The 26,449-nt window shown below is 69.7% G+C and carries 24 protein-coding genes; 15 read left to right on the forward strand and 9 right to left on the reverse strand.

Annotated elements, in window-relative coordinates; translation table 11 throughout:
- Positions 1-981, reverse strand: a complete 981-nt coding sequence (locus AC3ERS_RS28355; RefSeq protein WP_431971316.1) for a glutamate ABC transporter substrate-binding protein — start codon at positions 979-981, stop codon at positions 1-3.
- 26 nt (positions 982-1,007) lie between these two features.
- Positions 1,008-2,384: a hypothetical protein gene (locus AC3ERS_RS28360; RefSeq protein ID WP_431971156.1), complete on the reverse strand. Its 1,377-nt coding sequence runs from the start codon at positions 2,382-2,384 to the stop codon at positions 1,008-1,010.
- A gap of 142 nt (positions 2,385-2,526) precedes the next feature.
- On the opposite strand from AC3ERS_RS28360, the gene AC3ERS_RS28365 reads away from it, so the two are divergent.
- Positions 2,527-3,210, forward strand: a complete 684-nt coding sequence (locus tag AC3ERS_RS28365) for an NUDIX hydrolase (protein ID WP_431971157.1) — start codon at positions 2,527-2,529, stop codon at positions 3,208-3,210.
- Here AC3ERS_RS28365 and thiE read toward each other — a convergent pair whose 3' ends face one another.
- A complete protein-coding gene (thiE, locus tag AC3ERS_RS28370) occupies positions 3,211-3,915 on the reverse strand; it encodes a thiamine phosphate synthase (protein WP_431971158.1) in 705 nt (234 codons plus the stop codon).
- A 121-nt stretch (positions 3,916-4,036) separates the two neighbouring features.
- On the opposite strand from thiE, the gene thiO reads away from it, so the two are divergent.
- From thiO to AC3ERS_RS28400, 6 genes are all read left to right on the forward strand, one after another.
- A complete protein-coding gene (gene thiO, locus AC3ERS_RS28375) occupies positions 4,037-5,134 on the forward strand; it encodes a glycine oxidase ThiO (protein WP_431971159.1) in 1,098 nt (365 codons plus the stop codon).
- Complete coding sequence (thiS, locus tag AC3ERS_RS28380) at positions 5,131-5,349, forward strand: sulfur carrier protein ThiS (RefSeq protein WP_431971160.1); 219 nt, start codon at positions 5,131-5,133, stop codon at positions 5,347-5,349. Before thiO ends, thiS begins: the two co-directional genes overlap by 4 nt.
- Before the next feature lie 33 nt (positions 5,350-5,382).
- Positions 5,383-6,144: a thiazole synthase gene (gene thiG, locus AC3ERS_RS28385; RefSeq protein WP_431971161.1), complete on the forward strand. Its 762-nt coding sequence runs from the start codon at positions 5,383-5,385 to the stop codon at positions 6,142-6,144.
- Positions 6,145-6,262: 118 nt separating this feature from the next.
- A complete protein-coding gene (locus AC3ERS_RS28390; protein ID WP_431971162.1) occupies positions 6,263-7,279 on the forward strand; it encodes an ABC transporter ATP-binding protein in 1,017 nt (338 codons plus the stop codon).
- A complete protein-coding gene (locus AC3ERS_RS28395; protein WP_431971163.1) occupies positions 7,279-8,079 on the forward strand; it encodes an ABC transporter permease in 801 nt (266 codons plus the stop codon). The genes AC3ERS_RS28390 and AC3ERS_RS28395 overlap by 1 nt, the downstream gene beginning before the upstream one ends.
- A 307-nt stretch (positions 8,080-8,386) precedes the next feature.
- Positions 8,387-9,232, forward strand: a complete 846-nt coding sequence (locus tag AC3ERS_RS28400) for an adenylate/guanylate cyclase domain-containing protein (RefSeq protein ID WP_431971317.1) — start codon at positions 8,387-8,389, stop codon at positions 9,230-9,232.
- 136 nt (positions 9,233-9,368) lie between these two features.
- On the opposite strand, the gene AC3ERS_RS28405 is transcribed toward AC3ERS_RS28400, so the two are convergent.
- Entirely contained in the window at positions 9,369-9,527 is a 159-nt protein-coding gene (locus AC3ERS_RS28405) for a hypothetical protein (protein ID WP_431971164.1), read from the reverse strand.
- Positions 9,528-9,870: 343 nt separating this feature from the next.
- Between AC3ERS_RS28405 and AC3ERS_RS28410 the strand changes: the two genes are divergently transcribed.
- The 8 genes from AC3ERS_RS28410 (at position 9,871) to AC3ERS_RS28445 (ending at position 20,122) form a co-directional block, all read left to right on the forward strand.
- Positions 9,871-11,586 (forward strand): acyclic terpene utilization AtuA family protein, encoded by a 1,716-nt coding sequence (locus tag AC3ERS_RS28410; protein WP_431971165.1) that lies wholly within the window; start codon positions 9,871-9,873, stop codon positions 11,584-11,586.
- A complete protein-coding gene (locus tag AC3ERS_RS28415) occupies positions 11,583-12,746 on the forward strand; it encodes an acyl-CoA dehydrogenase family protein (protein ID WP_431971166.1) in 1,164 nt (387 codons plus the stop codon). Before AC3ERS_RS28410 ends, AC3ERS_RS28415 begins: the two co-directional genes overlap by 4 nt.
- Entirely contained in the window at positions 12,743-14,341 is a 1,599-nt protein-coding gene (locus AC3ERS_RS28420) for an acyl-CoA carboxylase subunit beta (RefSeq protein ID WP_431971167.1), read from the forward strand. Before AC3ERS_RS28415 ends, AC3ERS_RS28420 begins: the two co-directional genes overlap by 4 nt.
- A 7-nt stretch (positions 14,342-14,348) precedes the next feature.
- Positions 14,349-16,433 (forward strand): ATP-binding protein, encoded by a 2,085-nt coding sequence (locus AC3ERS_RS28425; RefSeq protein WP_431971168.1) that lies wholly within the window; start codon positions 14,349-14,351, stop codon positions 16,431-16,433.
- Between the two features lie 4 nt (positions 16,434-16,437).
- Positions 16,438-17,598 carry an acyl-CoA dehydrogenase family protein gene (locus AC3ERS_RS28430; RefSeq protein WP_431971169.1) on the forward strand — a complete coding sequence of 387 codons (1,161 nt, stop codon included), beginning with the start codon at positions 16,438-16,440 and terminating at the stop codon, positions 17,596-17,598.
- Between the two features lie 98 nt (positions 17,599-17,696).
- Complete coding sequence (locus AC3ERS_RS28435) at positions 17,697-18,479, forward strand: enoyl-CoA hydratase family protein (RefSeq protein WP_431971170.1); 783 nt, start codon at positions 17,697-17,699, stop codon at positions 18,477-18,479.
- A 4-nt stretch (positions 18,480-18,483) separates the two neighbouring features.
- Positions 18,484-19,098: a TetR/AcrR family transcriptional regulator gene (locus tag AC3ERS_RS28440; protein ID WP_431971171.1), complete on the forward strand. Its 615-nt coding sequence runs from the start codon at positions 18,484-18,486 to the stop codon at positions 19,096-19,098.
- Positions 19,099-19,339: 241 nt separating this feature from the next.
- The gene (locus tag AC3ERS_RS28445; RefSeq protein ID WP_431971172.1) at positions 19,340-20,122 is read left to right on the forward strand and encodes an SDR family oxidoreductase; all 783 of its coding nucleotides are present in this window, start codon (positions 19,340-19,342) and stop codon (positions 20,120-20,122) included.
- A gap of 155 nt (positions 20,123-20,277) precedes the next feature.
- Here AC3ERS_RS28445 and AC3ERS_RS28450 read toward each other — a convergent pair whose 3' ends face one another.
- The 5 genes from AC3ERS_RS28450 to AC3ERS_RS28470 all read right to left on the reverse strand — a co-directional run bounded on the left by AC3ERS_RS28450 (position 20,278) and on the right by AC3ERS_RS28470 (position 26,436).
- Entirely contained in the window at positions 20,278-22,356 is a 2,079-nt protein-coding gene (locus tag AC3ERS_RS28450) for a glycosyltransferase family 39 protein (protein ID WP_431971173.1), read from the reverse strand.
- Entirely contained in the window at positions 22,356-23,615 is a 1,260-nt protein-coding gene (locus tag AC3ERS_RS28455) for a glycosyltransferase (protein ID WP_431971174.1), read from the reverse strand. Before AC3ERS_RS28455 ends, AC3ERS_RS28450 begins: the two co-directional genes overlap by 1 nt.
- Positions 23,616-23,790: 175 nt before the next feature.
- Positions 23,791-24,420 (reverse strand): SAM-dependent methyltransferase, encoded by a 630-nt coding sequence (locus AC3ERS_RS28460; RefSeq protein ID WP_431971175.1) that lies wholly within the window; start codon positions 24,418-24,420, stop codon positions 23,791-23,793.
- Between the two features lie 114 nt (positions 24,421-24,534).
- Entirely contained in the window at positions 24,535-25,578 is a 1,044-nt protein-coding gene (locus AC3ERS_RS28465; RefSeq protein WP_431971176.1) for a 2Fe-2S iron-sulfur cluster-binding protein, read from the reverse strand.
- A 9-nt stretch (positions 25,579-25,587) separates the two neighbouring features.
- The gene (locus AC3ERS_RS28470; protein ID WP_431971177.1) at positions 25,588-26,436 is read right to left on the reverse strand and encodes an SDR family NAD(P)-dependent oxidoreductase; all 849 of its coding nucleotides are present in this window, start codon (positions 26,434-26,436) and stop codon (positions 25,588-25,590) included.
- Positions 26,437-26,449: the final 13 nt, after the last annotated feature.

A 26,449-nucleotide genomic window follows, 5' to 3' on the forward strand; every position in this document is an offset into this window, starting at 1 on the left:
TCAGTCCTGATACGTGGGAGCGGGTGGAGTGGGCGTCGGGTCGAGTGTGGCGAGCCACCGCTCGTGGATCCGCACCCAAGTGCCGTCGGTGCGCAACCGCTCCAGGGTGCCGTTGACGAAACGCACCAGATCGTCGGCTTCCTTGGCGATGCCGATGCCGTACGGTTCGACGCTGAGGCTGCCGCCGACCACCTCGGTATACGGGTCCTGGGCGGCCAGGCCGACCAGGATCGCGTCGTCGGTGCTCACCGCGTCGACTTGCCGTTGTTGCAGCACTACGAGGCAGTCGGCCCAGGTCGGCACGGTCAGCAGGCTGGCGGCGGGCTGTTCGCGCCGGATGCGGTCCAGCGAGGTGGTGCCGAGCACCACGCACACTCGCTTGCCCGCCAGATCGGTGATGCCGGTGATGCCGGAGTTCTTCATGGCCAGCACCCGATGGTCGGCGCGCAGGTAGACGGTGGAGAACGCGACCTTCGTGCGCCGTTCGCAGGTGATGGTCATGGTCTTGGCGACCACGTCCACGGTGTGGTCCTGCAGGGCGCGCTCCCGGTCGGCCGAGCCGAGGATGCGGTATTCGATCAGATCCGGGTTGCCGAGTAGGTCGCGTGCGATCTCGCGGGCGATGTCGACGTCGAAGCCGACGAGGGTGCCGCTGACCGGATCGCGGAAGCTGAACAGGTTGCTTCCGGCGTCGAGGCCGACCAGCAACCGGCCGCGGGCCCGGATGGCGTCGATGGTCGGGCCGCTCGCGGCCGGGCCGGAACCCGTGGGCCGCAGGCTGGCGGTGGGGTCGCCGCACTGCGGCTCGGCGGTGTGCGGCAGCGGCGTATCGGTCTCTACTGGAATGGCTTTCGCGGGCAGCGGCGGCTCGGTGTAAGAGCCGGATTTGGTGGTGCCCACGGTGTCGGTGGACGACGCGCAGCCGCCGAGGAAGGCGGTGGCGGCGAGTGCGGCGGCCAGCAGGCCGCGCGCCGTACGCATCGGGGCCGTCGTGGTCGATGATGCGCTCATCGATACTCCCGTAGTCGAGGCCACAGGCCGATGCCGACATAGGCGGCGGCGACGATGCCGAGCACCATGGCGCCGGTGGCGAGGAGGTCGAGCACGCGAATCGCCCGGGAGATCTCCCAGCGCAAGGTGTTTCGCGTCTCGGTGATGCCGCTGTCGAGCGAGCTGTCGAGCGCGTCGACGTGCGCGGTGGACTGGGCGGCGCCAGGACCGGTGGCCACCGCCGCCGCGCCGTGGTAATCGCCGTGCGCGAGCGCGTCGTTCATCCGCTGATGCGAAGTACGCCAACGCTCCAGTGCGGCACGGGCATTCGCGACCTCGTCGGCGGCGGGCGCGGAACCCGGGTAGCCGGCGAGCAGCTCGTCGAGACGGGCGACGTCGGCGTCGAAGGTGCGGTCGTAGTCGCCGGTCACTTCCCGGCGCACCAGCTTCAGCGTCTCCGCGGCCCTGGCCTGCTGGACAAGGATGCGACCTTCGATCAGCCGGGAGGCGGGCACGGCCGCGTCGTCGCGGCCGCTGATCATCGCGGCGGCCGACAGCGATCCGGCGATCACGGTCCACGCCAAGAGGATCAGCATCGCACCGGAGGCCAGTAGCAGACCGACATTGAAGGTGCGGCGCCACCGCCTCGCCAGTTGCGTCTGTGCCCATACCAGCACGACCAGCGTGAGAATCAGCAATCCGATAGCCGTCCACGGCGGGCGGACATGGGCGCGCTGGGCGGCGTCCACCGCGTCCGAACGGTGCTCCTGGAGTTCCTCGGCCATCGGCAGCAGGCTGGTCTGCATCTGGTTCGACGCTTCGCTCAGATACGCCGCGCCGACGGGGTAACCGCTGCGGTTGTTGGTGCGAGCGGTTTCGACCAAGCCGGAGTAGATCGGCAGGCCGGTCGCGATGCCGGTCCGCAGGCGCACGTCGGCGCCGGTGTCGGCGTACCCCGCGGTATGCCCGGACTGGATGACCAGCTCGGCCGCCGCCTCGCCGACCGCCTGGGAATATCTGTCGCGCACCGCCTCCGGCTCCACACCGCCCGCGATGAAGGCGGTGCTCGCGGCGGCGTCGGCGATGGACAGCGACGTGTAGAGGCGGTGCGCGGAGTGCGCGTCAGGCTCGGTGTCGTCGAGCAGAATGTGCAGTGCCTCTTGGCGATCGCCCACCGTCGACGCGGTCACCGCGCCCGCGGTCAGGCACAGGCCGATGAGCAGCAATCCGAGGGCTATCAGCCGACCCGGCGACGAGTGCGCGAAGGATCGCAGATTGGCGGGATCGAGGTGCTCGCGGACGGCCGCGGCGGACACGCCGCCGAGGTGTTTGCGCGGGTGCTCGGCGGCGACCGACGGCGGCCGCGGGGCCGCAAGCTGCTCGGTCCGAGCCATTGTCCACCTCCGGGTCCGCGCCCCACCTGTGCGCCTGCGTCGCAGTTTATTGTGGTCCTACCGGTGCCGTGGCGTGTGAAACACCCCCTGATGGGGTGCTCGGGATGCGCACACGACCGCGGCTGGATGAGGATGGTTAGCGATGCGCGGTGACGGCGACGGGTGGTCGCGAGGTCCGGACGGACTGAAGCACTGGGGCAAGTTCGGTGCTGCCGGATTGTTGCTACGCGCGCCGCTCGCGGCGGGCGGCTCGGCGGTGCTGCTCCAGCATCGCGCCCCGTGGAGTCATCAGGGCGGGACCTGGGCGCTGCCCGGCGGTGCGCGCGACAGCCACGAGACGCCGGTGCACGCGGCGGTGCGCGAGGCTTGGGAGGAGGCGGGCATCCATCCCGCGGACGTCCACGTGCGCGCGGAACGCGTAACGGCGTCCGCGCTGAGCGGCTGGACCTACACCACGGTGATCGCCGACGCGGTGATGACTTTGCCGACCAGCGCCAATCGGGAGAGCACCGAGCTGGCCTGGGTGCCGGAGGAAGAGGTCGAGGCGCGGCCGCTGCACCCCGGTTTCGCCGTCGCCTGGCCCGCGCTGCGCGCCGTCCCGGCCCGGGCCTGTCTCACCGAACTCGACGATTCGCAGGCCGTCGCCGCGGCCCTTCCGCGCACCGTCGACCTCGCCGACCAGGGATTCATCTGGCTGCACTCGGATCCGGAAGGACCGGGCGGCGTCGCACGAATCGTCGACGCGCCCGTCGAGGAACCGGTTGCCGAGGAGCTGCCGCCCCCGGTCACGGCGCTTTCGCTGACCAGGGGACAGGTGCTGTCCTGACTACGGCCTCGCGTTGGCCAGCAGCGCGGACTTGAGTTCGCGGGCGGCGGCCTCCGGGTCGCGGGCCTCGGTGATGGCGCGGACCACCACGATCCGCTCGGCGCCCGCCTCCAGTAGCTCGGGCAGTCGCCGCTGATCGATCCCGCCGATGGCGAACCAGGGCCGGGTCGGATGCGCGTCGGCGGTCGAGCGAATCAGATCGATGCCCGCGGCCTGGCGGCCCGGCTTGGTCGGGGTCGACCACACCGGGCCGGTGCAGAAGTAATCGATGTGCTCGTCGATGGCGGCGAGCCCGGCCTGGGCGCGGTTGTGCGTCGAGCGGCCGATCACCACGTCCGGCCCGAGGATGCGGCGCGCGTACCAGGGCGGCAGGTCGCCCTGGCCCAGGTGCAGCACGTCGGCGCCCGCGGCGAGCGCGATGTCGGCGCGGTCGTTCACCGCGAGCAGCGCGCCGTGCCTGCGGGCGGCGGCCTTGAGCTCGGCGAGCGCGCCGAGTTCGGCCTTGGCCTCCATCGGCCCGAATTCGGCCTCGCCCGGCGACCCTTTGTCTCTGAGCTGGATGATGTCGACCCCGCCCGCGAGCGCGGCTTCGGCGAACTTGGCCAGATCGCCCTTCTCGCGCCGGGCGTCGGTGCACAGATAGAGCCGCGCGGTAGCCAGGCGCTCCCGTGGCGGCAGCGTTCGGTTCGGGAGGGAGGGTTGCACGCCTTCGACGGTAGCCGCGCTACCGTGGGGATGCGAACAGAAGGCGGGACGAGCACGGCGGCCGCGGCGCGCTGAGACGGTGCGCGAGTACCCCCCCGCACGGATGAGGTAGGTGGACAGCATGCGGACTCTCGCCGTCGTCGGTGGCGGCGCCATCGGGCTGTCGGCGGCGTGGCGGGCCGCCGAGGCGGGATGGCAGGTCACGCTGTTCGATCCCGCCGTCGGATCGGGCGCCTCGTGGGTGGCCGGCGGGATGCTGGCTCCGCTCTCGGAAGGCTGGCCCGGCGAGGATCGCGTACTCGAATTCGGCGCCGCCGCGCTGGCCCGCTGGCCGGAGTTCGCGGCCAGGCTGGAATCCGTCTCGGGCGCACAGGTCTTCGTCGCCGACGAGACCCTGACCGTCGCGCTGGACGGCGCGGACGCCGCCGACCTGCGCACCGTCGCGGACTGGGTGGGTGGACACGGTCACGAGCTGCGCGTGCTGGATCGCGCGGGCGTGCGCGCACTGGAACCGGCGCTCGCGCGCACCGTGCGCGCCGGTTTGCTGGCCTCCGCCGAACCCGCCATCGACAACCGGCGTCTGCTCGACGGCCTGCGGCACGCCGTGGCCGCGGCGGGCGTCGAGCTGCGCGCCGAGGAGATCACCGACCTCGACGCGCTCGCCCACGACCAGATCGTGCTCGCCGCGGGCGCGGCCTCGGCGCGGCTGTGGCCGGGACTGCCGGTGCGGCCCGTCAAGGGGGAGATCCTGCGGCTGCGGCACCGGCCGGGCGCCGCGCCCGCGCCGCGACGGGTGATCCGCGCCAGGGTGCACGGCAGACCGGTGTATCTGGTGCCACGCCGGGACGGAATCGTCGTCGGCGCAACGCAATACGAGGCCGGCTTCGACACGGCGGTGACCGTGGCCGGTGTCCGCGACCTGATCGCCGACGCCGAGGCCGTGCTGCCCGGCATCGGCGAATACGAACTGGCCGAGGCCGCGGCGGGTTCGCGGCCGGGCAGCCCCGACAACCTGCCGCTGATCGGCAGGCTCGCCGACCGGGTGATCGCCGCCACCGGGCACGGCCGCAACGGCATGCTCACCGTCCCGCTGACCGTCGACGCGGTGCTCGCCCTGCTCGACGGCACGGTGCTTGCCGAGGCGCAAGCCGCTGACCCGCAACGCTTTTCGACGACGCCGGGAGCGCCGTCCCTATCCACCGCAGGAGGAGTTCGATGACCGCGACATCCGTTCCCATCGGCGTCACAGTGAACGGGCAGGATCACGAATTCGCCGAACCGCTCACCGTCCGTGAGCTTTTGGCCCGCTTGGAGCTGCCCTGTCAGGGGGTGGCGCTGGCCGTCGACGGTGCGGTGTTCCCGAAGTCGCGCTGGGACGAGCAGGTCGGTCGCGGTTGGAACATCGAGGTGCTCACGGCGGTCCAAGGTGGTTGAGCCGGCGCCGTTCGACAGTGCTACGGAGGCAATGTGAGTACGCAGACCCCGCTACGGATCGCCGACCGCGAATTCGGGTCCCGGCTGATCATGGGCACCGGCGGCGCGGAGAGCCTCACCGTGCTGGAGGAGGCGCTGGTCGCCTCCGGCACCGAGCTCACCACGGTCGCCATGCGCAGGGTGGACGCCGCGGGCGGCACCGGCGTGCTCGACCTGCTGAAGCGTCTCGACATCATGCCGCTGCCCAATACCGCGGGTTGCCGCACCGCCGCCGAGGCCGTGCTCACCGCGCAGCTGGCCGCCGAGGCGCTCGACACCAACTGGGTGAAGCTCGAGGTGATCGCCGACGAACGCACCCTGCTGCCCGATCCGATCGAATTGCTCAGCGCCGCCGAACAATTGGTTGACGCAGGCTTCGTCGTGCTGCCCTACACCTCCGACGACCCGGTGCTCGCGCGGCGCCTGGAGGACGCGGGATGTGCCGCGGTCATGCCGCTCGGCGCCCCGATCGGCACCGGGCTCGGTATCGGCAACCCGCACAACATCGAGATGATCGTGGCCGCCGCCGGCGTCCCGGTGATCCTGGACGCGGGCATCGGCACCGCGAGCGACGCCGCCCTCGCCATGGAGCTCGGCTGCTCCGCGGTGCTGCTCGCGACCGCAGTCACTCGCGCCAAGCGCCCCGAACTGATGGCCGCGGCAATGGCCGACGCCGTCCGCGCGGGCCATCTCGCGAGGCAGGCGGGCCGCATCCCCAAGCGCTTCTGGGCCCAGGCGTCCTCCCCGGAGCTCTGAACCGGGGTACTCAGGGGCAACGAACCAGGGGCCTCAGGGGCAACTCATCCGCAAGGATGACTGAATCGACAACTTTGTAGTGACGCGCGACGCGCGGTTTTGCGGAATGCTGGACACCATGATCGAACTGAGGGGCCTGACCAAACATTACGGCCAGACCGCCGCGGTTCAGGATCTGTCCTTCACCGTGCGACCCGGCCAGGTGACGGGCTTCCTGGGACCGAACGGCGCCGGTAAGTCCACCACGATGCGGATGATCCTTGGCCTGGACACGCCGACCGCGGGTACCGCGCTAATCAAGGGCAAGCAGTACCACGAGCTGGGCCATCCGCTGCGCACCGTCGGCGCGCTGCTGGACGCCAAGTGGGTACATCCGAACCGTTCGGCGCGCTCGCACCTGCAATGGCTCGCCGCGTCCAACGGCATCGCCAAGTCGCGGGTGGACGAGGTGCTGCGGCTCGTGGGCCTCTCCGAGGTCGCGGGCAAGAACGCGGGCGGCTTCTCGCTCGGCATGTCGCAGCGGCTCGGCCTGGCGGGCGCCCTGCTCGGCGATCCCGAGGTGCTGCTGTTCGACGAGCCGGTGAACGGTCTCGACCCGGAGGGCATCCTGTGGATCCGCCGGTTCATGCAGCGATTGGCAGCCGAGGGCCGCACGGTGCTCGTGTCGAGTCACCTGCTCTCGGAGATGGCGCAGACCGCCGAGCACCTGGTGGTGATCGGTCGCGGTCAGCTGATCGCCGACACCACGACGCAAGAATTCATCGAGCGAGCCTCCGAGCAGTCGGTGCGGGTGCGCAGCCCGCAGCTGGACCAGCTGCGCAGCCTGCTCACCTCCAACGGCATGACCGTGCGCGAGGACGGTGCGGGCCAGGACGGACCTGCGCTGCTGGTCGCCGGCGTACCGAGCGACGCGGTCGGCAAGCTCGCGGGCGCGAACGACATCACGCTGTTCGAGCTCTCGCCGCAGCGGGCCTCGCTGGAGGAGGCGTTCATGCGGATGACGGGCGGTTCGGTGCAGTACCACGGTGAGGGTTTCGACCCGGCGGGAGCGACGGGCCCGGAGGCGGCAGCTGGCGTAACCACGAAGGGACCCGCGGACGCCGCGTCCTACACAGCGATGGGAGGTGCGCTCTGATGGGCGTGTTGGCAGCGGAACGGATCAAACTCACCTCGACCAGGTCGCCCTGGTGGTGCGCCGCTCTCACGGTGGTCTTCGCCCTCGGCATCACGGCCCTGTTCAGCCTGCTGCTGAACGTGTCGATGAACGCTTACCGGGAAGACCCGTCGATCACGCCGGATCCGCCGTACGCGGAGAACGTGATGGCGGGCCTCGGCATCACCGGCGTCTCGTTCATCCCCGGCTTCGGCTACATCCTGATCATGATCCTGGCCGCGTTGGCGGTGACCAGCGAATATCGCTTCGGCACCATCAAGGCCACCTTCCTCGCGGTGCCGCACCGTTCCGTGGTGCTGGCCACCAAGGCGAGCATGATCGCGGTCGGCGCCGCGGTGCTGTCGGGGATCCTGACCTTCCTCAGCTTCCTCATACTCGAGGGGCTGACCGACAGCGATGTCGGCAGCAAGCTCAGCCTGACCGACGGCGACCTGAAGGTCTTCTACGCGGTCCCGATCTTCGCCGCGCTGGTCGTCTTCCTCTCGGTGGGCGTCGGCGCCCTGATCCGCCAGTCGGCGGGCGCGCTGTCGCTGCTGATCGTGTGGCCGGTGCTGATCGAGCCGATCATCGGCGCCTTCGGCAAGTACGGCCGCAACATCCAGGTGTTCCTGCCCTTCCAGAACGCCAACCGCTTCCTCGGCCTCGAGGACACCGCGCTGCCGTGGCACTGGGGCGCCTGGCCCGCGTTGCTCTACTTCGCGGCCTTCGTCGCCCTGGTGTTCGGCGCGGCGCTGGTCGTGGTGAACAAGCGCGACGCCTGAGAAAATCGAAGAGCTGCCCGAGTTGCCCTCCCTCGCTACTCGGGCCCGGGGACGCGACCTTGTCGGGAGGTTCGCGACCCCGGTAGCACTGTCCGCCACTGCCCGGCGGGCTGTGCGGGTCACCGGCCCGGTGCGTGAAGCAATCCCCCTTCACCGCCGGGCCGGTGGTTGTTTTTCGGCGATCATTGGTAACCGGCCGACGCTCCTTCGGCTGAGATACGCTCGGGGCGTGAGCGATACACCGTCCGGCGGTCCCAGACCAGGGTCGCGACCGGAGGACGATGGCGGCGCCGAACCCGAGGTCGTGATTCCGTTGTCGCCCGCCGACGAGGCCAACGGCGCCCGTCGTTCGGGGCGGGCTCTTCGCAAGAAGCAGATCGCGGCGTTGATGAACGCGGCCAATCAGCGTCCGGATCTGATCGACGTGCTGCGCAAGGCGCGCGAACAACTTCCGGGTGATCCGTCCTTCGGCGATCCGCTGTCCGTGAGCGGGCCTGGCGGCGCCCGCGCGGTCGCCAGGGCCGCCGACAAACTCGTCGGCGACAATCCGAGCGCGGCCCGCGAGATCGGTTTCGGCGCGTTGCAGGTCTGGCAGGCCATGCTGGAGCGTGTCGGCCGTGGAAAGGGCGGTGAAGAGATCACCGTCATGTTCACCGACCTGGTGGCCTTCTCCAGCTGGTCGCTGACGGCGGGCGACGAGGCGACCCTCGAACTGCTGCGCGAGGTGGCCAAGGCCATCGAACCGCCCATCGCCGACCGTGGCGGCCGGGTGGTGAAGCGGATGGGCGATGGCGTCATGGCGGTGTTCCCCTCCGCCGATCGCGCCGTGCGCGCCGCCGTGCAGGCCAAGCGCAATCTGAGCCAGATCGACCTGCGCGGCTACCGCCCGCGCATGCGGATGGGCCTGCACACCGGCTCGCCGCGCGAGATCGGCGGCGACTGGCTCGGCGTCGACGTCACCATCGCCGCGCGCGTCATGGAGGCGGGCGGCAACGGCAACACCATGCTCTCCGAGGCCACCCTCCAATCACTGGAGCCCGAAACCCTCACCGAACTCGGCTTGACCGTCAAGCCCTACCGACGCAGCTTCTTCGCGGCCCCCCTCAGCGGCGTCCCGGAAGACCTCCGCATCTTCCGGTTGTCGAAGAACTAGCCCAGTCGCCGCGTGTGGCCCGTTCCGGCCGAATTCGCAGGCGGGACGGTCGGTGCGGGCGGGGCCCGCAGTTTCGCGACAACCGTCCGGACGTGAGGTGTCGCTCAGATGCGGATGAGGCGGCTGGCGGCCGAGACTAGAGGAAGCCCCAGGCGATCGCGCCTGCCGCGGCGAGTACCGCACAGACCGCCAGGGAGATGGAGAGGGGGCGGGAGGTCTTCCACGTGGAGTACGCGCCGCCGATCAGGAAGCCGGCGAGGGCGAGCAGCAGGATCACGGTGACGTCGGTGGACATGGGGCCATTCTGGTGGGTCGCAGGTGCAGTGGCCGAGGGCGGGTATGCGGGCTGTGTTTTTGGCGCGCTGGCGCGCGCGTGTTCGCGGCCCCTGGTGTCTCGCTTCCGAGCGGTCGAGACTCGCGACTGCGTCGCATGCATCTCGACCGCTCGGAAGCGAGACGGGCCGCGAACGGGCTCGTAAGACTCGCCCTGGGAGTGCGTTGTTGGCACGTTCGGGCTGCACGCTCATGGGTGTGACCTGCTTGAACAATTAACAAGCACGCACGCTTGATTTTTTCTCGATCGGATGTGATGCTGAACTCCGGAACGTGAACTCCACCGCAAGGGAGGCCTCCGGCTGATGAGTAGATTGGCCGCCGATCCGGATGTCATCCGCATCGGCAACTGTTCCGGGTTCTACGGCGATCGGCTCAGCGCCATGCGCGAGATGCTCGAGGGCGGGCAGCTCGACGTGCTCACCGGCGACTATCTTGCCGAGCTGACCATGTTGATCCTGGGCAGGGACCGGATGAAGGACCCGAGCCTCGGCTACGCCAAGACCTTCGTCAAGCAGATCGAGGACTGCCTCGGGCTCGCTCTGGAACGGAATGTGCAGATCGTCGCCAACGCGGGCGGCCTGAACCCGGCCGGGCTGGCCGAGAAGCTGCGCAAGGTGGCCGCCGATCTCGGGCTGGACGCCAAGGTCGCGCACGTCGAGGGCGACGATCTGCTCTCGCGCGCAAGCGAACTCGGCCTCGGCAGCCCGCTCACGGCCAACGCCTACCTCGGCGGGTGGGGCATCGTCGAATGCCTGAACGCGGGCGCCGACATCGTGGTCACCGGCCGGGTCACCGACGCCTCGGTGATCGTCGGCCCGGCCGCCGCGCACTTCGGCTGGGGCCGAACCGATTACGACGCGCTCGCGGGCGCGGTGGTCGCTGGCCACGTCATCGAGTGCAGCACCCAGGCCACCGGCGGCAACTACGCCTTCTTCACCGAACTCGCCGATCTCGGCAGGCCGGGCTTCCCGATCGCCGAGATCCGCCGCGACGGCAGCAGCGTGATCACCAAGCACGAGGGCACCGGCGGCGCGGTCACCGTCGACACGGTCGAGGCGCAGCTGATGTACGAGATCCAGGGCGCGCGCTACGCGGGCCCGGACGTCACGACGCGGCTCGACAGCATCCGGCTGAGCCAGGAGGGCCGGGACCGGGTGCTGATCAGCGGCGTCACGGGCGAGGCGCCGCCGCCGCAGCTCAAGGTGTCGCTGAACACCCTCGGCGGCTTCCGCAACGAGATGGAATTCGTGTTGACCGGCCTGGACATCGCGGCGAAAGCCGCGCTGGCGCAACGCCAGCTGGAATCCTGGCTGCCGGTGCGCCCGGCCGAGCTGGAGTGGACGCTGGCCCGGCTCGACCGGCCGGACGCCGACACCGAGGAGCAGGCCAGCGCGCTGCTGCGCTGCGTGGTCCGCGACCAGGACCCGAACAAGGTCGGCCGCGCCTTCTCCAACGTCGCGGTGGAACTGGCCCTGGCCAGCTACCCGGGATGCACCTTCACCACCCTGCCCGGCAACGGCTCGCCGTACGGCGTGTTCACGCCCGGCTTCGTCGACGCGGGCGAGGTGCCGCACGCCGCGGTGCTGCCGGACGGCAGCCGCGTCGAGGTCGCGGCCGCGACGGAAACAACTGCACTGGAGAGTGTTTCGGAACCCGAGCTGCCGGAGCCGTTGGCCGCGAGCGAGACTCGCCGCGCCCCGCTCGGCACGGTCGCGCTGGCGCGCAGCGGTGACAAGGGCGGTGACGCGAACATCGGCGTCTGGGTGCGAACCGACGAACAGTGGCGTTGGCTGGTGCACACGCTCACCGTGGACCGCATCAAGGAACTGCTGCCCGAGGCCGCGTCGCTGTCGGTCACCAGGCATGTGCTGCCGAACCTGCGCGCCGTGAACTTCATCATCTCCGGCCTGCTCGGCAAGGGCGTGGCCTACCAGGCCCGCTTCGATCCGCAGGCCAAGGGGCTCGGCGAATGGCTGCGGTCCCGTCACCTCGATATCCCCGTGGAGCTGCTCTCATGACCAGTGCCGTAGTCAGTCCGTGGAACACGCCGGAGCGGCGCGAATTGCGCTCCACCGTGCGCGGTTTCGTGGAGCGCGAGATCCTGCCGTACCTCGAGGACTGGGAGCGCGCGGGCGAGATACCCCGCGAGCTGCACAAGAAGGCGGGCGCGCTGGGTCTGCTCGGCGCGCAGTTCCCCGAGTCGGCGGGCGGTTCCGGCGGCGACGGCGTGGACGCCATGATCGTCTGCGAGGAGATGCACCAGGCGGGCGCCTCCGGCGGGCTGTTCGCCTCGCTGTTCACCTGCGGCATCTCGGTGCCGCACATCATCGCCTCCGGCAACGAGGACTTGATCGAGCGCTTCGCCCGTCCGACCCTGGCCGGCGAGAAGATCGGTTCGCTGGCCATCACCGAACCGGGCGGCGGCTCCGACGTCGGCCACCTCACCACCACCGCGCGCCGCGACGGCGACCACTACATCGTCAACGGCGCGAAGACCTACATCACCTCCGGCTGCCGCGCCGACTTCGTGGTCACCGCGGTGCGCACCGGGGGCCCCGGCTCGGGCGGCATCTCGCTGCTGGTCGTGGAGAAGGGCACGCCCGGTTTCACCGTCAGCCGCAAGCTGGACAAGATGGGCTGGCGCGCCTCCGACACCGCGGAACTGTCCTACGTCGACGTGCGCGTGCCGGTGGAAAACCTGGTGGGCCAGGAGAATTCCGGCTTCTATCAGATCGCGGGCGCGTTCGTCAGCGAGCGGGTCGGCCTCGCGGTGCAGGCGTATTCGCAGGCGCAGCGCTGCCTCGAGCTGACGCTCGAATGGGTGCGCAACCGTGAGACTTTCGGCCGTCCGCTGATCAGCAGGCAGGCCGTGCAGAACACGGTGACCGAGATGGCGCGGCGCATCGACGTCGCCCGCGTCTACACCCGAGATGTGGTGCAGCGCAGCGCCAATGGCGAGACGGACCTGATCGCCGAGGTGTGCTTCGCGAAGAACACCGCCGTCGAGGCGGGCGAGTGGGTGGCCAACCAGGCCGTCCAGCTCTTCGGCGGGCTCGGCTACATGAGCGAATCCGAGGTGGAGCGCCAGTACCGCGACATCCGCATCCTCGGCATCGGCGGTGGTACCACCGAGATCCTGACCGCACTCGCCGCCAAACGATTGGGGTACCAGTCATGACGATCTTGCGCAGCACGCTCGACAGCGGTTCGGCGGAGTACAGCGCCGCCGCCGAGGCGATGAACGCCAAGCTCACCGAGATCGGCGCCGAGTTCGCCAAGAATGTCGCGGGCGGTGGTCCGGACAAGATGGCGCGGCACCGCAAGCGCGGCAAGCTGACCGCGCGCGAACGCATCGAACTGCTCATCGACGAGGACTCGCCGTTTCTCGAGCTGTGCCCGCTTGCCGCGTGGGGTAGCGATTTCCATGTGGGCGGCAGCGTGATCGCGGGCATCGGCATCGTCGAAGGCGTCGAATGCATGATCGTCGCGCCGGATCCCACGGTGCGCGGCGGCACCTCGAACCCGTGGACGCTGCGCAAGAACCTGCGCATGAACGACATCGCCATGGAGAACCGGCTGCCGGTGATCGGCCTCGTCGAGTCGGGCGGCGCCGACTTGCCCACGCAGAAAGAGGTTTTCGTCCCCGGCGGCCGGATGTTCCGCGATCTGACGAAGCTCTCCGCGATGGGCGTCCCGACCATCGCGCTGGTGTTCGGCAACTCCACGGCGGGCGGCGCCTACATCCCTGGCATGTCCGACTACACGGTGATGATCAAGGAGCGCTCCAAGGTGTTCCTCGGCGGCCCGCCGCTGGTGAAGATGGCCACCGGTGAGGAGTCCGACGACGAATCCCTCGGCGGCGCCGAAATGCACGCCAGGACATCGGGTCTGGCCGACTACCTGGCCGCCGACGAGCAGGACGCGATTCGCATCGGCCGCTCCATCGTCAAACGCCTGAACTGGAAGAAGCAGGGTCCCGCGCCGCGCGCGGAAGTGATCGAGCCGCTGCTCGATCAGGAGGAGCTGCTCGGCATCGTTCCTTCCGATCTGAAGATCCCGTTCGATCCGCGCGAGGTGATCGCGCGCGTCGTGGACGGCTCCGATTTCGACGAGTTCAAGCCGCTGTACGGCAGCAGCCTGGTCACCGGTTGGGCCGAGCTGCACGGCTATCCGGTCGGTATCCTCGCCAACGCGCGCGGTGTGCTTTTCTCCGAGGAGGCGCAGAAGGCGGCGCAGTTCATCCAGCTGGCCAACCAGTCGGATACGCCACTGTTGTTCCTGCACAACACCACCGGCTACATGGTCGGCAAGGAGTTCGAGCAGAAGGGCATCATCAAGCACGGCGCGATGATGATCAACGCGGTCTCCAACTCCAAGGTGCCGCATATCTCGCTGCTGATGGGCGCCTCCTACGGCGCCGGGCACTACGGGATGTGCGGTCGCGCGTACGATCCGCGCTTCGTCTTCGCCTGGCCCAGTGCGAAATCCGCGGTCATGGGCGGAGCGCAGCTGGCCGGTGTCATCTCGATCGTGGGCCGTGCTGCCGCCGAGGCGAAGGGCATGCCGTTCGACGAGGAGGCCGACGCGGGCATGCGCGCCATGATCGAGGCGCAGATCGAGGCCGAGTCGCTGCCGATGTTCATGTCGGGCAGGCTCTACGACGACGGCGTCATCGACCCCCGCGACACCCGCACGGTATTGGGTATGGCGCTCTCGGCCATCCACAATGCCCCGATCAAGGGCGCCGAGGGCTTCGGCGTCTTCCGGATGTGAGGCAGCCGTGAATTCAATTTCGACCGTTCTGGTCGCCAACCGCGGGGAGATCGCCCGTCGCGTCTTCGCCACCTGTCGGCGTATGGGCCTCGGGACCGTCGCCGTGTACTCCGACGCGGACGCCGCGGCCCCGCACGTCGGCGAGGCCGACGCCGCGGTCCGGCTCCCCGGCAATACGCCCGGCGAGACCTACCTGCGCGGCGAGCTGATCGTGGCGGCCGCGCTCTGCGCGGGCGCCGATGCCATCCACCCCGGCTACGGATTCCTTTCGGAGAACGCGGAATTCGCGCGTGCGGTGCAGGCGGCCGGTCTGGTGTGGATCGGACCGCCGATCGAGGCCATCGAGCAGATGGGCTCGAAGGTCGCGTCCAAGAAGATGATGGACGCCGCGGGCGTGCCGGTCCTCGCCGAGCTGGATCCCACCGAGGTCACCGAGGCGCACCTGCCGGTGCTGATCAAGGCGTCCGCCGGTGGCGGTGGGCGCGGCATGCGGGTGGTGCGCGATCTCGCCGACCTGGAACCGCAGATCGCGGCGGCCCGGCGCGAGGCCGAGTCCGCGTTCGGCGATCCGACCGTGTTCTGCGAGCGGTACCTGGAGACCGGCAGGCACATCGAGGTCCAGGTGATGGCCGATACGCACGGCACGATCTGGTCGGTCGGCGAGCGCGAGTGCTCCATTCAGCGTCGCCACCAGAAGGTCGTCGAAGAGGCGCCTTCGCCGCTGGTGGAGCGCATCGACGCCATGCGCGCTTCAGGCCCGGAGGCGGTAGCGGAGCGTGGCCACGGAGGGTCCGCGGGCATGGCCAATGGGCAGAGCATGCGTGAGCGGCTGTTCGAGGCGGCCCGGCTGGCCGCTGGCGCGATCGACTACACCGGCGCGGGCACCGTCGAGTTCCTGGCCGACGAGCAGGGCGATTTCTTCTTCCTGGAGATGAACACCCGTCTCCAGGTGGAACATCCGGTCACCGAGTGCACCACGGGACTGGATCTCGTACGCCTGCAACTGGAGGTGGCCGCGGGCGGCAGGCTGCCCGCGGAACCACCCGCCATGCGCGGGCATTCGATCGAGGTCCGGCTCTACGCCGAGGACCCCGCGCACGACTGGCAGCCGCAGAGCGGCACCGTGCACCGGCTCGACATCCCCTCGGTCACGGCGGAATTCGATCTGCTCGACCGTGCGGGCGTGCGCCTGGACACCGGCGTCGTCGACGGTTCGGTCGTCGGCGTGCACTACGACCCGATGCTGTCGAAGGTCATCTCCTACGCGGAGACGAGGACCGAGGCGGCGCGACTGCTGGCCTCGGCCTTGCAGCGGGCCCGCATTCACGGTCTGGTGACCAACCGCGACCTGCTGGTGCGGGTGCTGCGGCACCCCGCCTTCCTGGCGGGCGACACCGACACGGCGTTCTTCGAGACGCACGGATTGTCTACGCTCGCAGCGCCTTTGGTGTCCGAGGCCGACGAGGCGCTGTCCATCGTCGCGGCCGCGCTCGCGGACGCCGCGGCCAACCGTGCGGCGGCGCGGACCAGCGGCGGGCTGCCGAGCGGCTGGCGCAACCTGCCCTCGCAGTCGCAGCGCAAGTCCTACGAGAGCCGCATCAGCGGCGTGCACGAGGTCGGCTACCGGTTCACCCGCTCCGGCGTGACGGTGGACGGCCATGAGGGTGTCGAGCTGGTGGAGCTGAACCCGGAGCGCGTGGTGCTGAGCGTGCCCGGCGAACACGGACCGGTGCGGCGGGTGTTCACCGTCGCGCGCTACGGCGATCTGGTCTGCGTCGACTCACCGCTCGGACCGGTGAGCGCACGGAGGCTGCCGCGCTTCAGCGATCCGGCCGACCAGGTGGCCACCGGTTCGCTGCTAGCACCCATGCCGGGCAGCGTGATCCGGCTCGGCGCGGAGGCAGGCAGCCGGGTGGACGCCGGGCAGCCGATCCTGTGGCTGGAAGCGATGAAGATGGAACACACCATCGCCGCGCCCACCTCCGGTGTGCTGAGCGCACTCAATGTCACCGTCGGCCAGCAGGTCGACATCGGCGCAGTCCTTGCCGTCGTGGATCCCGACGACGCGGTCAACGAGAACCAGGAGCAGTAACCCCATGAGTTTCATCGAATCCGACGAGCGCAAGCAGCTGCGGGCCGCGGTGGCCGCGCTCGCCGCGAAGTACAGCTACCGCGACTACGTGTTGCCCAAGGCGCGCAAGAGCGAGCCGCTCACCGAATTGTGGGACGAGGCGGGCAAACTCGGCTTCCTCGGGGTGAACCTGCCCGAGGAGTACGGCGGCGGTGGCGCCGGCATGTACGAGCTGGCGCTGGTGATGGAGGAGCTGTCGGCGCAGGGCGCGGGCCTGCTGCTCATGGTGGTCTCGCCCGCCATCTGCGGCACCATCATCACCAAGTACGGCACCGACGAGCAGAAGCAGCACTGGCTGCCCAAGCTCGCCGACGGCTCGGGCAAGATGGTCTTCGGCATCACCGAGCCGGACGCCGGATCGAACTCGCACCAGATCACCACCACGGCCCGCCGCGACGGTGACGACTGGATCCTCAACGGCCGCAAGATCTTCATCTCCGGCGTGGACCAGGCCGAGGCGGTGCTGATCGTCTCGCGCACCGAGGACCACAAGACCGGCAAGCTCAAGCCCGCCCTGTTCATCGTCCCGACCGACGCTCCCGGCTTCACCAAGACGGCGCAGGAGATGGACATCATCGAGCCGGACCACCAGTTCAACCTGTTCCTCGACGACGTCCGCCTGCCGTCCAGCGCCCTGGTCGGCAAGGAGGACGCGGCGCTGATGCAGCTGTTCGCCGGTCTGAACCCGGAGCGCATCATGGGCGCCGCGATGGCCGTCGGCCTCGGCCGCTACGCCATCGATCGCGCGGTGGAATACGCCAAGGAGCGCACCGTCTGGAAGACGCCGATCGGTGCGCACCAGGGCATTTCGCATCCGCTGGCGCAGGTGAAGATCGAGCTGGAGATGGCCAAGCTGATGATGCAGAAGGCCGCCACGCTCTACGACGCCGGCGAGGAGATGGGCGCCGCCGAGGCCGCGAACATGGCCAAGTACGCGGCGGCCGAGGCCAGCATCAAGGCGCTGGACCAGGCGATCCAGACGCACGGCGGCGCGGGTCTCACCGCGGACTACGGACTCGCGGCCATGCTCGCGGCATCCCGTATCGGCCGTATCGCCCCGGTCAGCCGTGAGATGGTGCTCAACTTCGTCGCCCAGTTCTCGCTGGGTCTGCCGAAGTCCTACTGACGCAGTCGATCCCGCTCCGTCCGGAACCTCGAGCGCGGTTTCGCGACGATCCGAAAGACGGAGCGGGATCCCCCGATCGACGAATCACAGGAGACCCGATGACCGACACTTCCACCGCGCCGCTCGTTCGCTACGAGATCCGCGACGGCTTCGCGGTCCTCACCTTCGACTCGCCGCACAACCGCAACGCGCTGTCCTCGCGCCTGGTCGCCGACCTGCTCCGCGGCCTGGACGACGCGGCCGCCGATCCCGCGGTGCGCGGCATCGTGCTCGCGCACACCGGCAACACCTTCTGCGCGGGCGCCGACCTCAGCGAGGCCAGCGACGCCGACCCCGCGGTGGCCGCCGACCAGCGCACCCGCGTGATGATCGACGTGTTGCGCAGGCTCGTGGAGATCCCGAAGCCGGTGATCGCGCAGATCGACGGTAACGTGCGCGCGGGCGGCATGGGCATCGTCGCGGCCTGCGATCTGGTGGTGGCCGGGCCCGGCAGCTCCTTCGCGCTCACCGAGGTGCGAATCGGCCTCGCGCCTTTCATGATCTCGCTCACCCTGCTGCCGCGGCTGACCCCGCGCGCGGCGAGCCGCTACTACCTGACCGGCGAGAAGTTCGGCGCCGAGGCGGCCACCGAGATCGGGCTGGTCACGATTACCGCAGACGACCCGGCGGCCGAGGTCGCACGGCTGATCGGTGAGCTGCGCAAGGGTTCCCCGCAGGGCCTGGCCGAGGCCAAGCGCCTGGTCAACGCGGACATCCTGGCCGGGTTCGACGCCTCCGCCGAAGAACTCGCGCGGCGTTCGGCGAGCTTCTTCGGCACCCCCGAGGTGCACGAGGGGATGCTGGCCTTCCTGCAGCGGCGCGCACCGAGCTGGGCAGAATAGCGCCATGGCGACACCCCACGAACCCAAGCAGGACCGCAGCCGAGCGACACGGCAGCGGCTGCTAGAGGCGACCATCGACTGCCTGGCCGAGATGGGCTGGGCCGCCGCCACGGTCGCGGTGGTCGCCGAACGGGCGGGGGTGTCGCGCGGTGCCGCCCAGCACCACTTCCCGACCAGGGAGGATCTGATCACCGGCGCGCTGGAGTACATGTTCGACACCCGCATGGACCAGGCCAAGACGGAGGCGCGGACGATCGCGGGGGTGGCCGAGGGCGTGGGCCGGACGGAGGCCGTCGTGGCCGGACTGGTCGAGTCCTACACCTCGCCGCTGTTCAAGGCGGCGTTGCAGGTGTGGACGCACGCCGCCGCCGATCCGGTGCTCCGCGAGCGCATCGTGCCCTTGGAGGCGAAGTTCGGTCGCGTCGCGCACCGCAGGGCCGTCGAGGCGCTCGGCGTCGACGACTCCGATCCCGTCGCGCACCACTTGGTGCAGGCGACCCTCGACCTGGCTCGCGGGCTCGGTCTCGCCGACGTCCTCACCGACGACTCGGCCCGTCGCAAGGAGATCGTCCAGCAGTGGTCGGCGACACTGCATTCTGCCCTCACCACGCCACGCTGAGGTCTGCACTGCGCGGCTGCTGAACCATGCTCCTGCGCTGTGCGGCTCTCGCATGGCGCGGCTTCCGCGTTGTGCGGCTCTCGGGTTGTGCGGTTCTTACGCAGTGCGGCTCCCGAATAGTGCTGCTCCGCGCTGAGTAGCTCCTGACCTGCATGTTCTGCGCGATGTCACACTCGTCGGCCCCGTGTCGTCCTCCCTGTGAACGCGGAACACCGCCGCAGCGGAACACAAGGAGCAGGACATGAACGCCAGCAAGAAGATCGCCGTCGCCGGAGCCACCGGACGTCTTGGCCGTCACGTCGTCGACGTGCTGAACGAGCAGGGACACGAGGTGGTGGCCTTCTCCCGCGCCAACGGCGTGGACATCGAGACCGGCGCGGGCCTCGTCGAGGCGCTGGCCGGGGTGGACGTGGTGATCGACGCCTCGAGTACGCCCTCCGCCGACAAGGACGTCGCCACCGCGTTCTTCACCGCCGCCGCGCGCAACCTGCACGAGGCGGGCAGCGAGGCAGGGGTCGAGCGGTTGGTCGTGGTGTCCATCATCGGCATCGACAGCACGGTCGCGGGCTACAACGCCGCGAAGCTGGCGCACGAGCAGGAGCTGGCGAAAGGCCCGCTGCCGGTGCAGATCCTGCGGGCCGCGCAGTTCCACGAGCTGGTCGAGGTGATGATGCAGTGGGGCACCCAGGGTGAGGTCGCCTACCTGCCGAACATGCGCACCCAGCTGGTGGCCGCCCGCGCCGTCGCCGAGAAACTCGTCGAGTTGGCCGTGAACCCGGCCCCGGAGACCACCGACGGACCGTTCCCTGAGATCGCCGGACCCCAGCCGGAGACCATGGCGGGCGCGGCCGCGCTGCTCGCCGCCCGGCGCGGTGACGCGGTCCGGGTGCAGGAGATGAGCGACCCGGCCAACCCCGACCGCGAGCGGTTCGAGGACGGCACACTGCTGGCCGGTCCGCACGCCACCCTGGCGGGTCCGACGTTCGCGGAGTGGGTCGAAGCGACGTACTCGGCCGCCAACTGAATGCTCGACGCCGCCGCGCTGAATGTTCGACACCGCTGTGCGGTGTGCGAGCTGCTGCGCAGTATTCGATGACGCCGCGTGCTGTTCGATGACGCCGCGCATTGCCCAACGCCGCTGCGCACCGGATCTCGAAAGAGCCTGTGCGCAGCGGTTTTTCAGCGTGCCGTCAGGTCGTAGACGGTGACGCCGTCCACCTCTTGGGCGGTGAAGTTGCCCCGCACCCATGCGGTGATCTTCGCGCCCTCCGACGACTCGCCGCCGTTCGGGCGGTTGTCCTCGCCGCCGAGGAAGTAGTGAATCTTGCCCTCGGCCACGTACTGCTGGAACTGGGCCAGCGTCGGCGACGGATCGGTGCCGTTGAAGCCGCCTATCGGCATCACGGGCAGCTCGGTGGCGAGCTGATAGCCCGCCGACTGATTGGAGCTGACCGTCGCCGCCACCCAGGTGTAGGCGTCGCCGTCGTCTTCGAGCAACGCGATCAGTCGATCGCCGGGCATGCTTGCGCTCATGAACCCGCCGCCCGGACCGCCGAAACCGGCTGGGCCGCCCATAGTTCCGTCACCCGACTGCGACGGCGCCGTGCCGTTCGGACCTGTGGCCGTACCGCCCGGAATCGCGGGGGCGCCGCCCCCCGGAGTCATGCCGGGCGCTCCTGGCGCGCCGCGCAGTGCCCCGTCGCTTCCGTTGCGCCCTGGCATCATCGGTCCACCACGCATACCGCCACCGTCGCCCGGTCCGCCGGGGCGACCGCCGAAGCCGAAGCCGACACTCGGACCCGCCGACGGGATCGGACCGGAATGCGGTGTGGCCAACGTGTGCGCGGTGTACGCGACCGGACCGGCCAGGCCGACGAACGCGACGGTCAACGCGGCCGCGAGGGAACGCTTGCGCCCCAAGGGAAACAGCAGCGCCACCGTCGCGGCGACACCCACCGCCAGTACGGCCCACCGCAGCCACGGCACGAAGTCGACACTGCGCGAGAGCAATATCCAGGCGGTCGCGGTCGTCACGCCGGTAGCGAGGGCCAGCGCCACCCGAGCCAGGACCCGGTCCCGTTCGCGCCAGAGCAGGACCGCACCGGATCCGGTCAACGCCGCGATCGCGGGCGCCAGCGCGACGGTGTAGTACTGGTGGAAGATCCCCGCCATGAAGCTGAAGACCAGGCCGGTCACCAGCAGCCATCCGCCCCACAGCACCAGCGCGGCTCGTCTGCCGTCGATTCGAGGACCTCTGCCGCACAGAACGATCCCGGCGATCAGCGCTACCAGAGCCGCGGGGATCAGCCAGGCGATCTGCCCGCCCTGCGCGGGTTCGAACAGCCGGGTGATGCCGGTGTCTCCCCACATCATGCCCCGGCCGCCTTCCGCGCTGGGGCCGACGCTGCCGGTCTCGTTGCCGTTGAGGCGGCCGAGTCCGTTGTAGCCGAGCGTCAGCTCCAGGATCGAATTGTTCTGGGAGCCACCGATCCACGGCCGCGAGGACGCGGGCCAGAGCTCCACCGCCAGCAGCCACCAGCCCGCCGCCACCACCATCGCGGCGCCCGCCGCGCACAGCTGCGCGATCCGCTTGCCCAGCGCGGGCGGACCCGCGATCAGATAGGTCAGCGCCAGCGCGGGCACCACGAGCAGCACCTGCAACTGTTTGGCCAGGAATCCGAAACCGATGAAAGCGCCTGCGAGCACGAGCCAGCGCCAGCGTCCGTCCGCCACCGCGCGCAGCATGGCCCAGGCCGCGGCGACCATCAGGAACACCAGCAGCGCGTCGGGGTTGTTGAACCGGAACATCAGCGCGGCAACGGGAGTCACAGCGAGGACGAGCCCGGAGAGCAGGCCCGCGGCGGGCCCGAACGAACGGCGCACCGTCGCCCACAGCAATGCCACCGTGCCGACGCCGAGCAGCACCTGCGGCACCAGAATGCTCCAGCTGCTCAGGCCGAACAGGCGCACCGCGAGTTCCATCAGCCACAGCGAGGCGGGCGGTTTGTCGACGGTGATCGAGTTCCCCGCATCGGAGGAGCCGAAGAAGAAGGCGATCCACGACTGCGAACCCGCTTGTACGGCGGCCGAATAGAAGGCGTTCGCCCAGCCGTTCACGCCGAGGTTGTAGAGGTAGGCCACGCCGGTTCCGATGAGCAGCGCGGCGAGCGCCGGGTACTCCCAGCGATTGCGCTTCGGCAGCCTCGAGTTCTGCTGAAGCGAAATGGATTTCGGCGGGGTCAGCGTCGCGGTGCTCATCAGCGGCCCTCGTCCACCACGGTCGTCCGGTACTGCCGGCCGCCCGCGTGCCGGAAGACCCAGCGCAATCCGACGAACCGCGCCAGGGTCGCCACGAGATTGGCGACCACCAGCACCAGCAGTTCCCAGTGCACGGGCGCGTCCGGCGCCCAGCGATGCAGCGCGAACAGCGAACCGCTCGTGACCAGCAGGCCGAACCCGAAGAGCAGCAGTCCCTGGAATTGGTGTGCGACAACGCCGTTCGTGCCGCGCATACCGAAGGTGAAGGCGCGGTTGGCCGCGGTGTTGCCGACGGCCGTCACCAGTAGCGCGAGGAAATTCGCCGCCTGCGGCCCGGTCAGCGGTTGCCACAACAAGTAGAGCAGCAGGTACCCGACCGTCGAGGCGACGCCGATGAGCGCGAACCGTACCACCTGACCCACCATGCCCAGCGGCACGCCTGGTACCAGCGGTTCCCGCCCGATGGCCCGCCGCACGTCGTCCAGCGGCAGCGCGCCGGTGGCCATGGCCCGGCCGAGCCGCCAGATGCCTTGAAGATCTTTGCGCGCGGTGTCGACGATGTCGACGCGGCTGTCGGGATCGTCGATCCAGTCCACCGGCACCTCGTGGATGCGCAGACCCGCGCGTTCGGCGAGCACCAGCAGTTCGGTGTCGAAGAACCATTCGCCGTCCTGCACCAGCGGCAGCAGCCGCCGAGCGACATCGGTGCGCGTCGCCTTGAAACCGCACTGCGCGTCGGAGAACCCGGTGCGCAGCGCGGCCTTCAGGATCAGGTTGTAGCTGCGGGAGATGAACTCGCGCTTCGGTCCGCGCACCACCCGCGAGCCCGCGGTCAGGCGGGTGCCGATGGCCAGGTCGGAGTGGCCGGAGACCAGCGGAGCCACCAGGGGCAGCAGTGCGTCGAGGTCGGTGGACATGTCGACGTCCAAATAGGCGACGACCTGCGCGTCGGAGTGCTCCCACACGGCGCGCAGCGCCCGGCCGCGGCCCTTGGCGTCCAGGTGCACCACGCGCACGTCGTCGTATTCGGCCGCGAGCAGCAGGGCGACCTGGAGAGTCGCGTCGGTGCTCGCGTTGTCGGCGATGGTGATACGCGCCGGGAAGGGGAAGCCGCCGCCCAGGTACGCGTGCAGTCGCTGCACGCAGATGCCCAGGTCGGTCTCCTCGTTGTAGACGGGAATCACCACGTCGAGCACGGGCGGTCGGCCCGTGGCTCGATTCTGCTGCGCCGCGCTGGCGACGGCCACGGTTTCGGTCATGCTCCCACCGTCGGCGGTGTAGCTGCCGTGACGCTGGGACCGGGCTGTGAGGTTGCTGGGTACGTTAACGTCCACGCGCCGGACGTCCCCAGCGCCGCGGCATGGCGGAAGCGAAGGCGGAGGTACGCCCACTGCCGCAGTCCATCCTCAGCCCTGCGCGTGGCCGGATGTACGCCTAGCGCAGGCGGCGGATACGCAGCACCGTGTCCTCCCTGCGGCCGTCCTGCCCCTCGGGACCGGGCCATTCGCGACCGACGACCTCCTCGGTCTCGACCCGCCATTCCCCTGGCTTCGGATCGAGGGCGGCGAGCGTGCCGGGGATGGTCGGGAATTCGAAGAACGGCGGCTCGGTCATCCAGGTCGGCCAGCCCGCGTGCGCCACGACGATCAGCACACCGCCGGGCGCGACGGCCTCGGCGGCGAGCCGCAAGATCTTGTCGCGTTCGCCGTCCGCGGCGACCGGCGAATGCAGGAACTGGGCCGACACCAGATCGAACGAGCCCTCGGGGAAGGAATGCGCGAGATCGTGCCGCTCCCAAGTGATTCGGTCCCCGACGCCCGCCGCGGCAGCGCGCTCGGCCGCCCGTTCCAACGCGGTGGCCGACACATCGGCCGCCAGCACCCGCCAGCCACGCTCGGCCAGCCAGATGGCGTCGCCGCCCTCGCCGCAGCCCAGGTCGAGCGCGGCGCCAGGCGCGAGATCGGCGGCTTCGCGGACCAGCAACACATTCGGTTTCCCGGTCCACATCTGCTCGCGCTCACGGTAGAAGTCTTCCCAGTACTCCTGAGCGGTGGTTTCGGTCATCGAACGCCTCTCCTGACCTGCGTATGCCGGTGATGGACCGCGGGGGAACCCGCAAGAGCATGGTGCACGCAGGTCGAGAAGCCGTGCCAGATTCTTTGCCGTTTCGGCAATCGACTACTGATCGAAGTCGATGTGGACGCGGTCGGAGACAGGCACGGACTGGCACGCGAGGGTCAGGCCGAGTGCGAGATCGGCGTCGACCAGCGTCTCGTTGCGCAGCATCCGCACCTCGCCCGCGCGGACCGTGCACGCGCACGCACTGCACTCGCCCGCTCGGCAGGAGAACGGCGCGTCGTAGCCGTTGGCCAGCAGCACCTCGAGCAGCGTGCGGGTGCGCGGCCACGGCAGTTCCAGCGTGCGTCCGTCGAGTGTGACGGTGGCGGTTGCCGCGCCGGATTCGGTGGGCGCGCCGGGCAGTTCGATGTCGGCGAACGGATCGCCGGTCAACGACTGGAACTTCTCGTGGTGGATGTGCGACTCCGGCATGCCGATCGCGCGCAGCGCAGCGGTGCACGCTGCCATGAAAGGCGCTGGGCCGCAGAGGAACGCGTCGTAGCGTGGGTAGGGGAGCAGCAGGTCACGCAGCGCGGGCGTCGTCGGCACGCCGCGCTCGTCGACCAGCCAGTGCACCACCGTGAACCGATCCGGGAATTCGACCGCGATGTCCTCCAGTTCCGCGCCGAAGATCACCGCGCCCGCGTCGTCGTTCGCGTAGATCAGCAGCACCGTGCCCGAACCTGCGATCAGCGCCGACTTCGCGATGGACATGATCGGGGTGATGCCGCTGCCCGCCGCCAGCAGCAGCAGATCGGCGTCCAGCGATTTCGGCACGAACACCCCGGACGGCGCGAGCACCCGCAGCCGCATGCCCACGGACACGTTGTCGCACAGCCAATTCGAGGCGTAGCCGCCGGGCGTGCGCTTCACCGTGACGATCGCGTCGTCGTCCGAGTGCGGTGAGCTGGACAGCGAATAGCAGCGGGCCACCGATCCGGTGCGGTCGCTCGGCACCTCGAGGGTGAGGAATTGCCCCGGGTGGTAACGGAATCGAGAGACGAGCGCGTCGGGAATCTCGAACACCAGCGAAACCGCCGCATCCGTCTCCTCGATCACCTCCACCACTTCCAGGGTGTGCACATGGGAATTGGCCCGCGTCATCGGTCCCGCCTACAGCTCGATGCCGAACCGGCTCGCGGCCCGCTTGCCCAGCCGGTACAGCGGCACGCCGAGATCCTCGTAGTGCGGCCCGAGCAGCCGCGGGATCAGGTCGAAGCCGCGGGCGTCCGGCCCGATGAGCACGCGCGCCTTGTTCTTGCGCACGCCGCGCAGGATGATCTTCGCGGCCGTTTCCGGGCTGGTCATGGTGATCAGCTCGAAGCCGCGGCGCACCGTCTCCCGATCGACGTTGTCCGGTATGCCGCGCGCGTTCACCGCGATCTCGGTCGACACGCCGCCGGGATGAACGCAGGTCACCCCGACCGGATATCCGGCGATGCGCATTTCCTGCCGCAACGCCTCGGTGAAGCCGCGCACCGCGAATTTGGCGGCGTTGTACGCGCTTTGGGACGGTATTCCCATCAGACCGAAGACCGAGGAGATGTTGACGATGTGTCCGTCGCCGGAGGCGATCACATCGGGCAGGAAGGCCTTCGTGCCGTGCGCGACGCCCCAGAAGTCGATGTTCATCACCCAGTCGAAATCGTCCCAGTCCATGTCGAGGACGTCGGCGCTGAGCGCCACCCCGGCGTTGTTCACCACCAGGTCGACGCCGCCGAACTCGGTGCGGACGTCCTCGGCGTGCGCGTAGACCGCGGTCCGCTGCGCGACGTCGAGCTGATAGGGAATCGCGGTGGCGCCGAGCTTTTCGCAGCGACCCGCGGTGTCGGCGACCGCGCCGGTGTCGATATCGGACAGCGCGAGGCGGCTGCCGTGGCGGGCCAGCTCCAGCGCGAGCGCCCGGCCGATGCCGGAGCCCGCGCCGGTGATGACGGCGACCTTGTTGTCGAAGTGGCGCATGAGATATCCCCCT

The sequence above is a fragment of the Nocardia sp. bgisy134 genome (genome assembly GCF_057708325.1).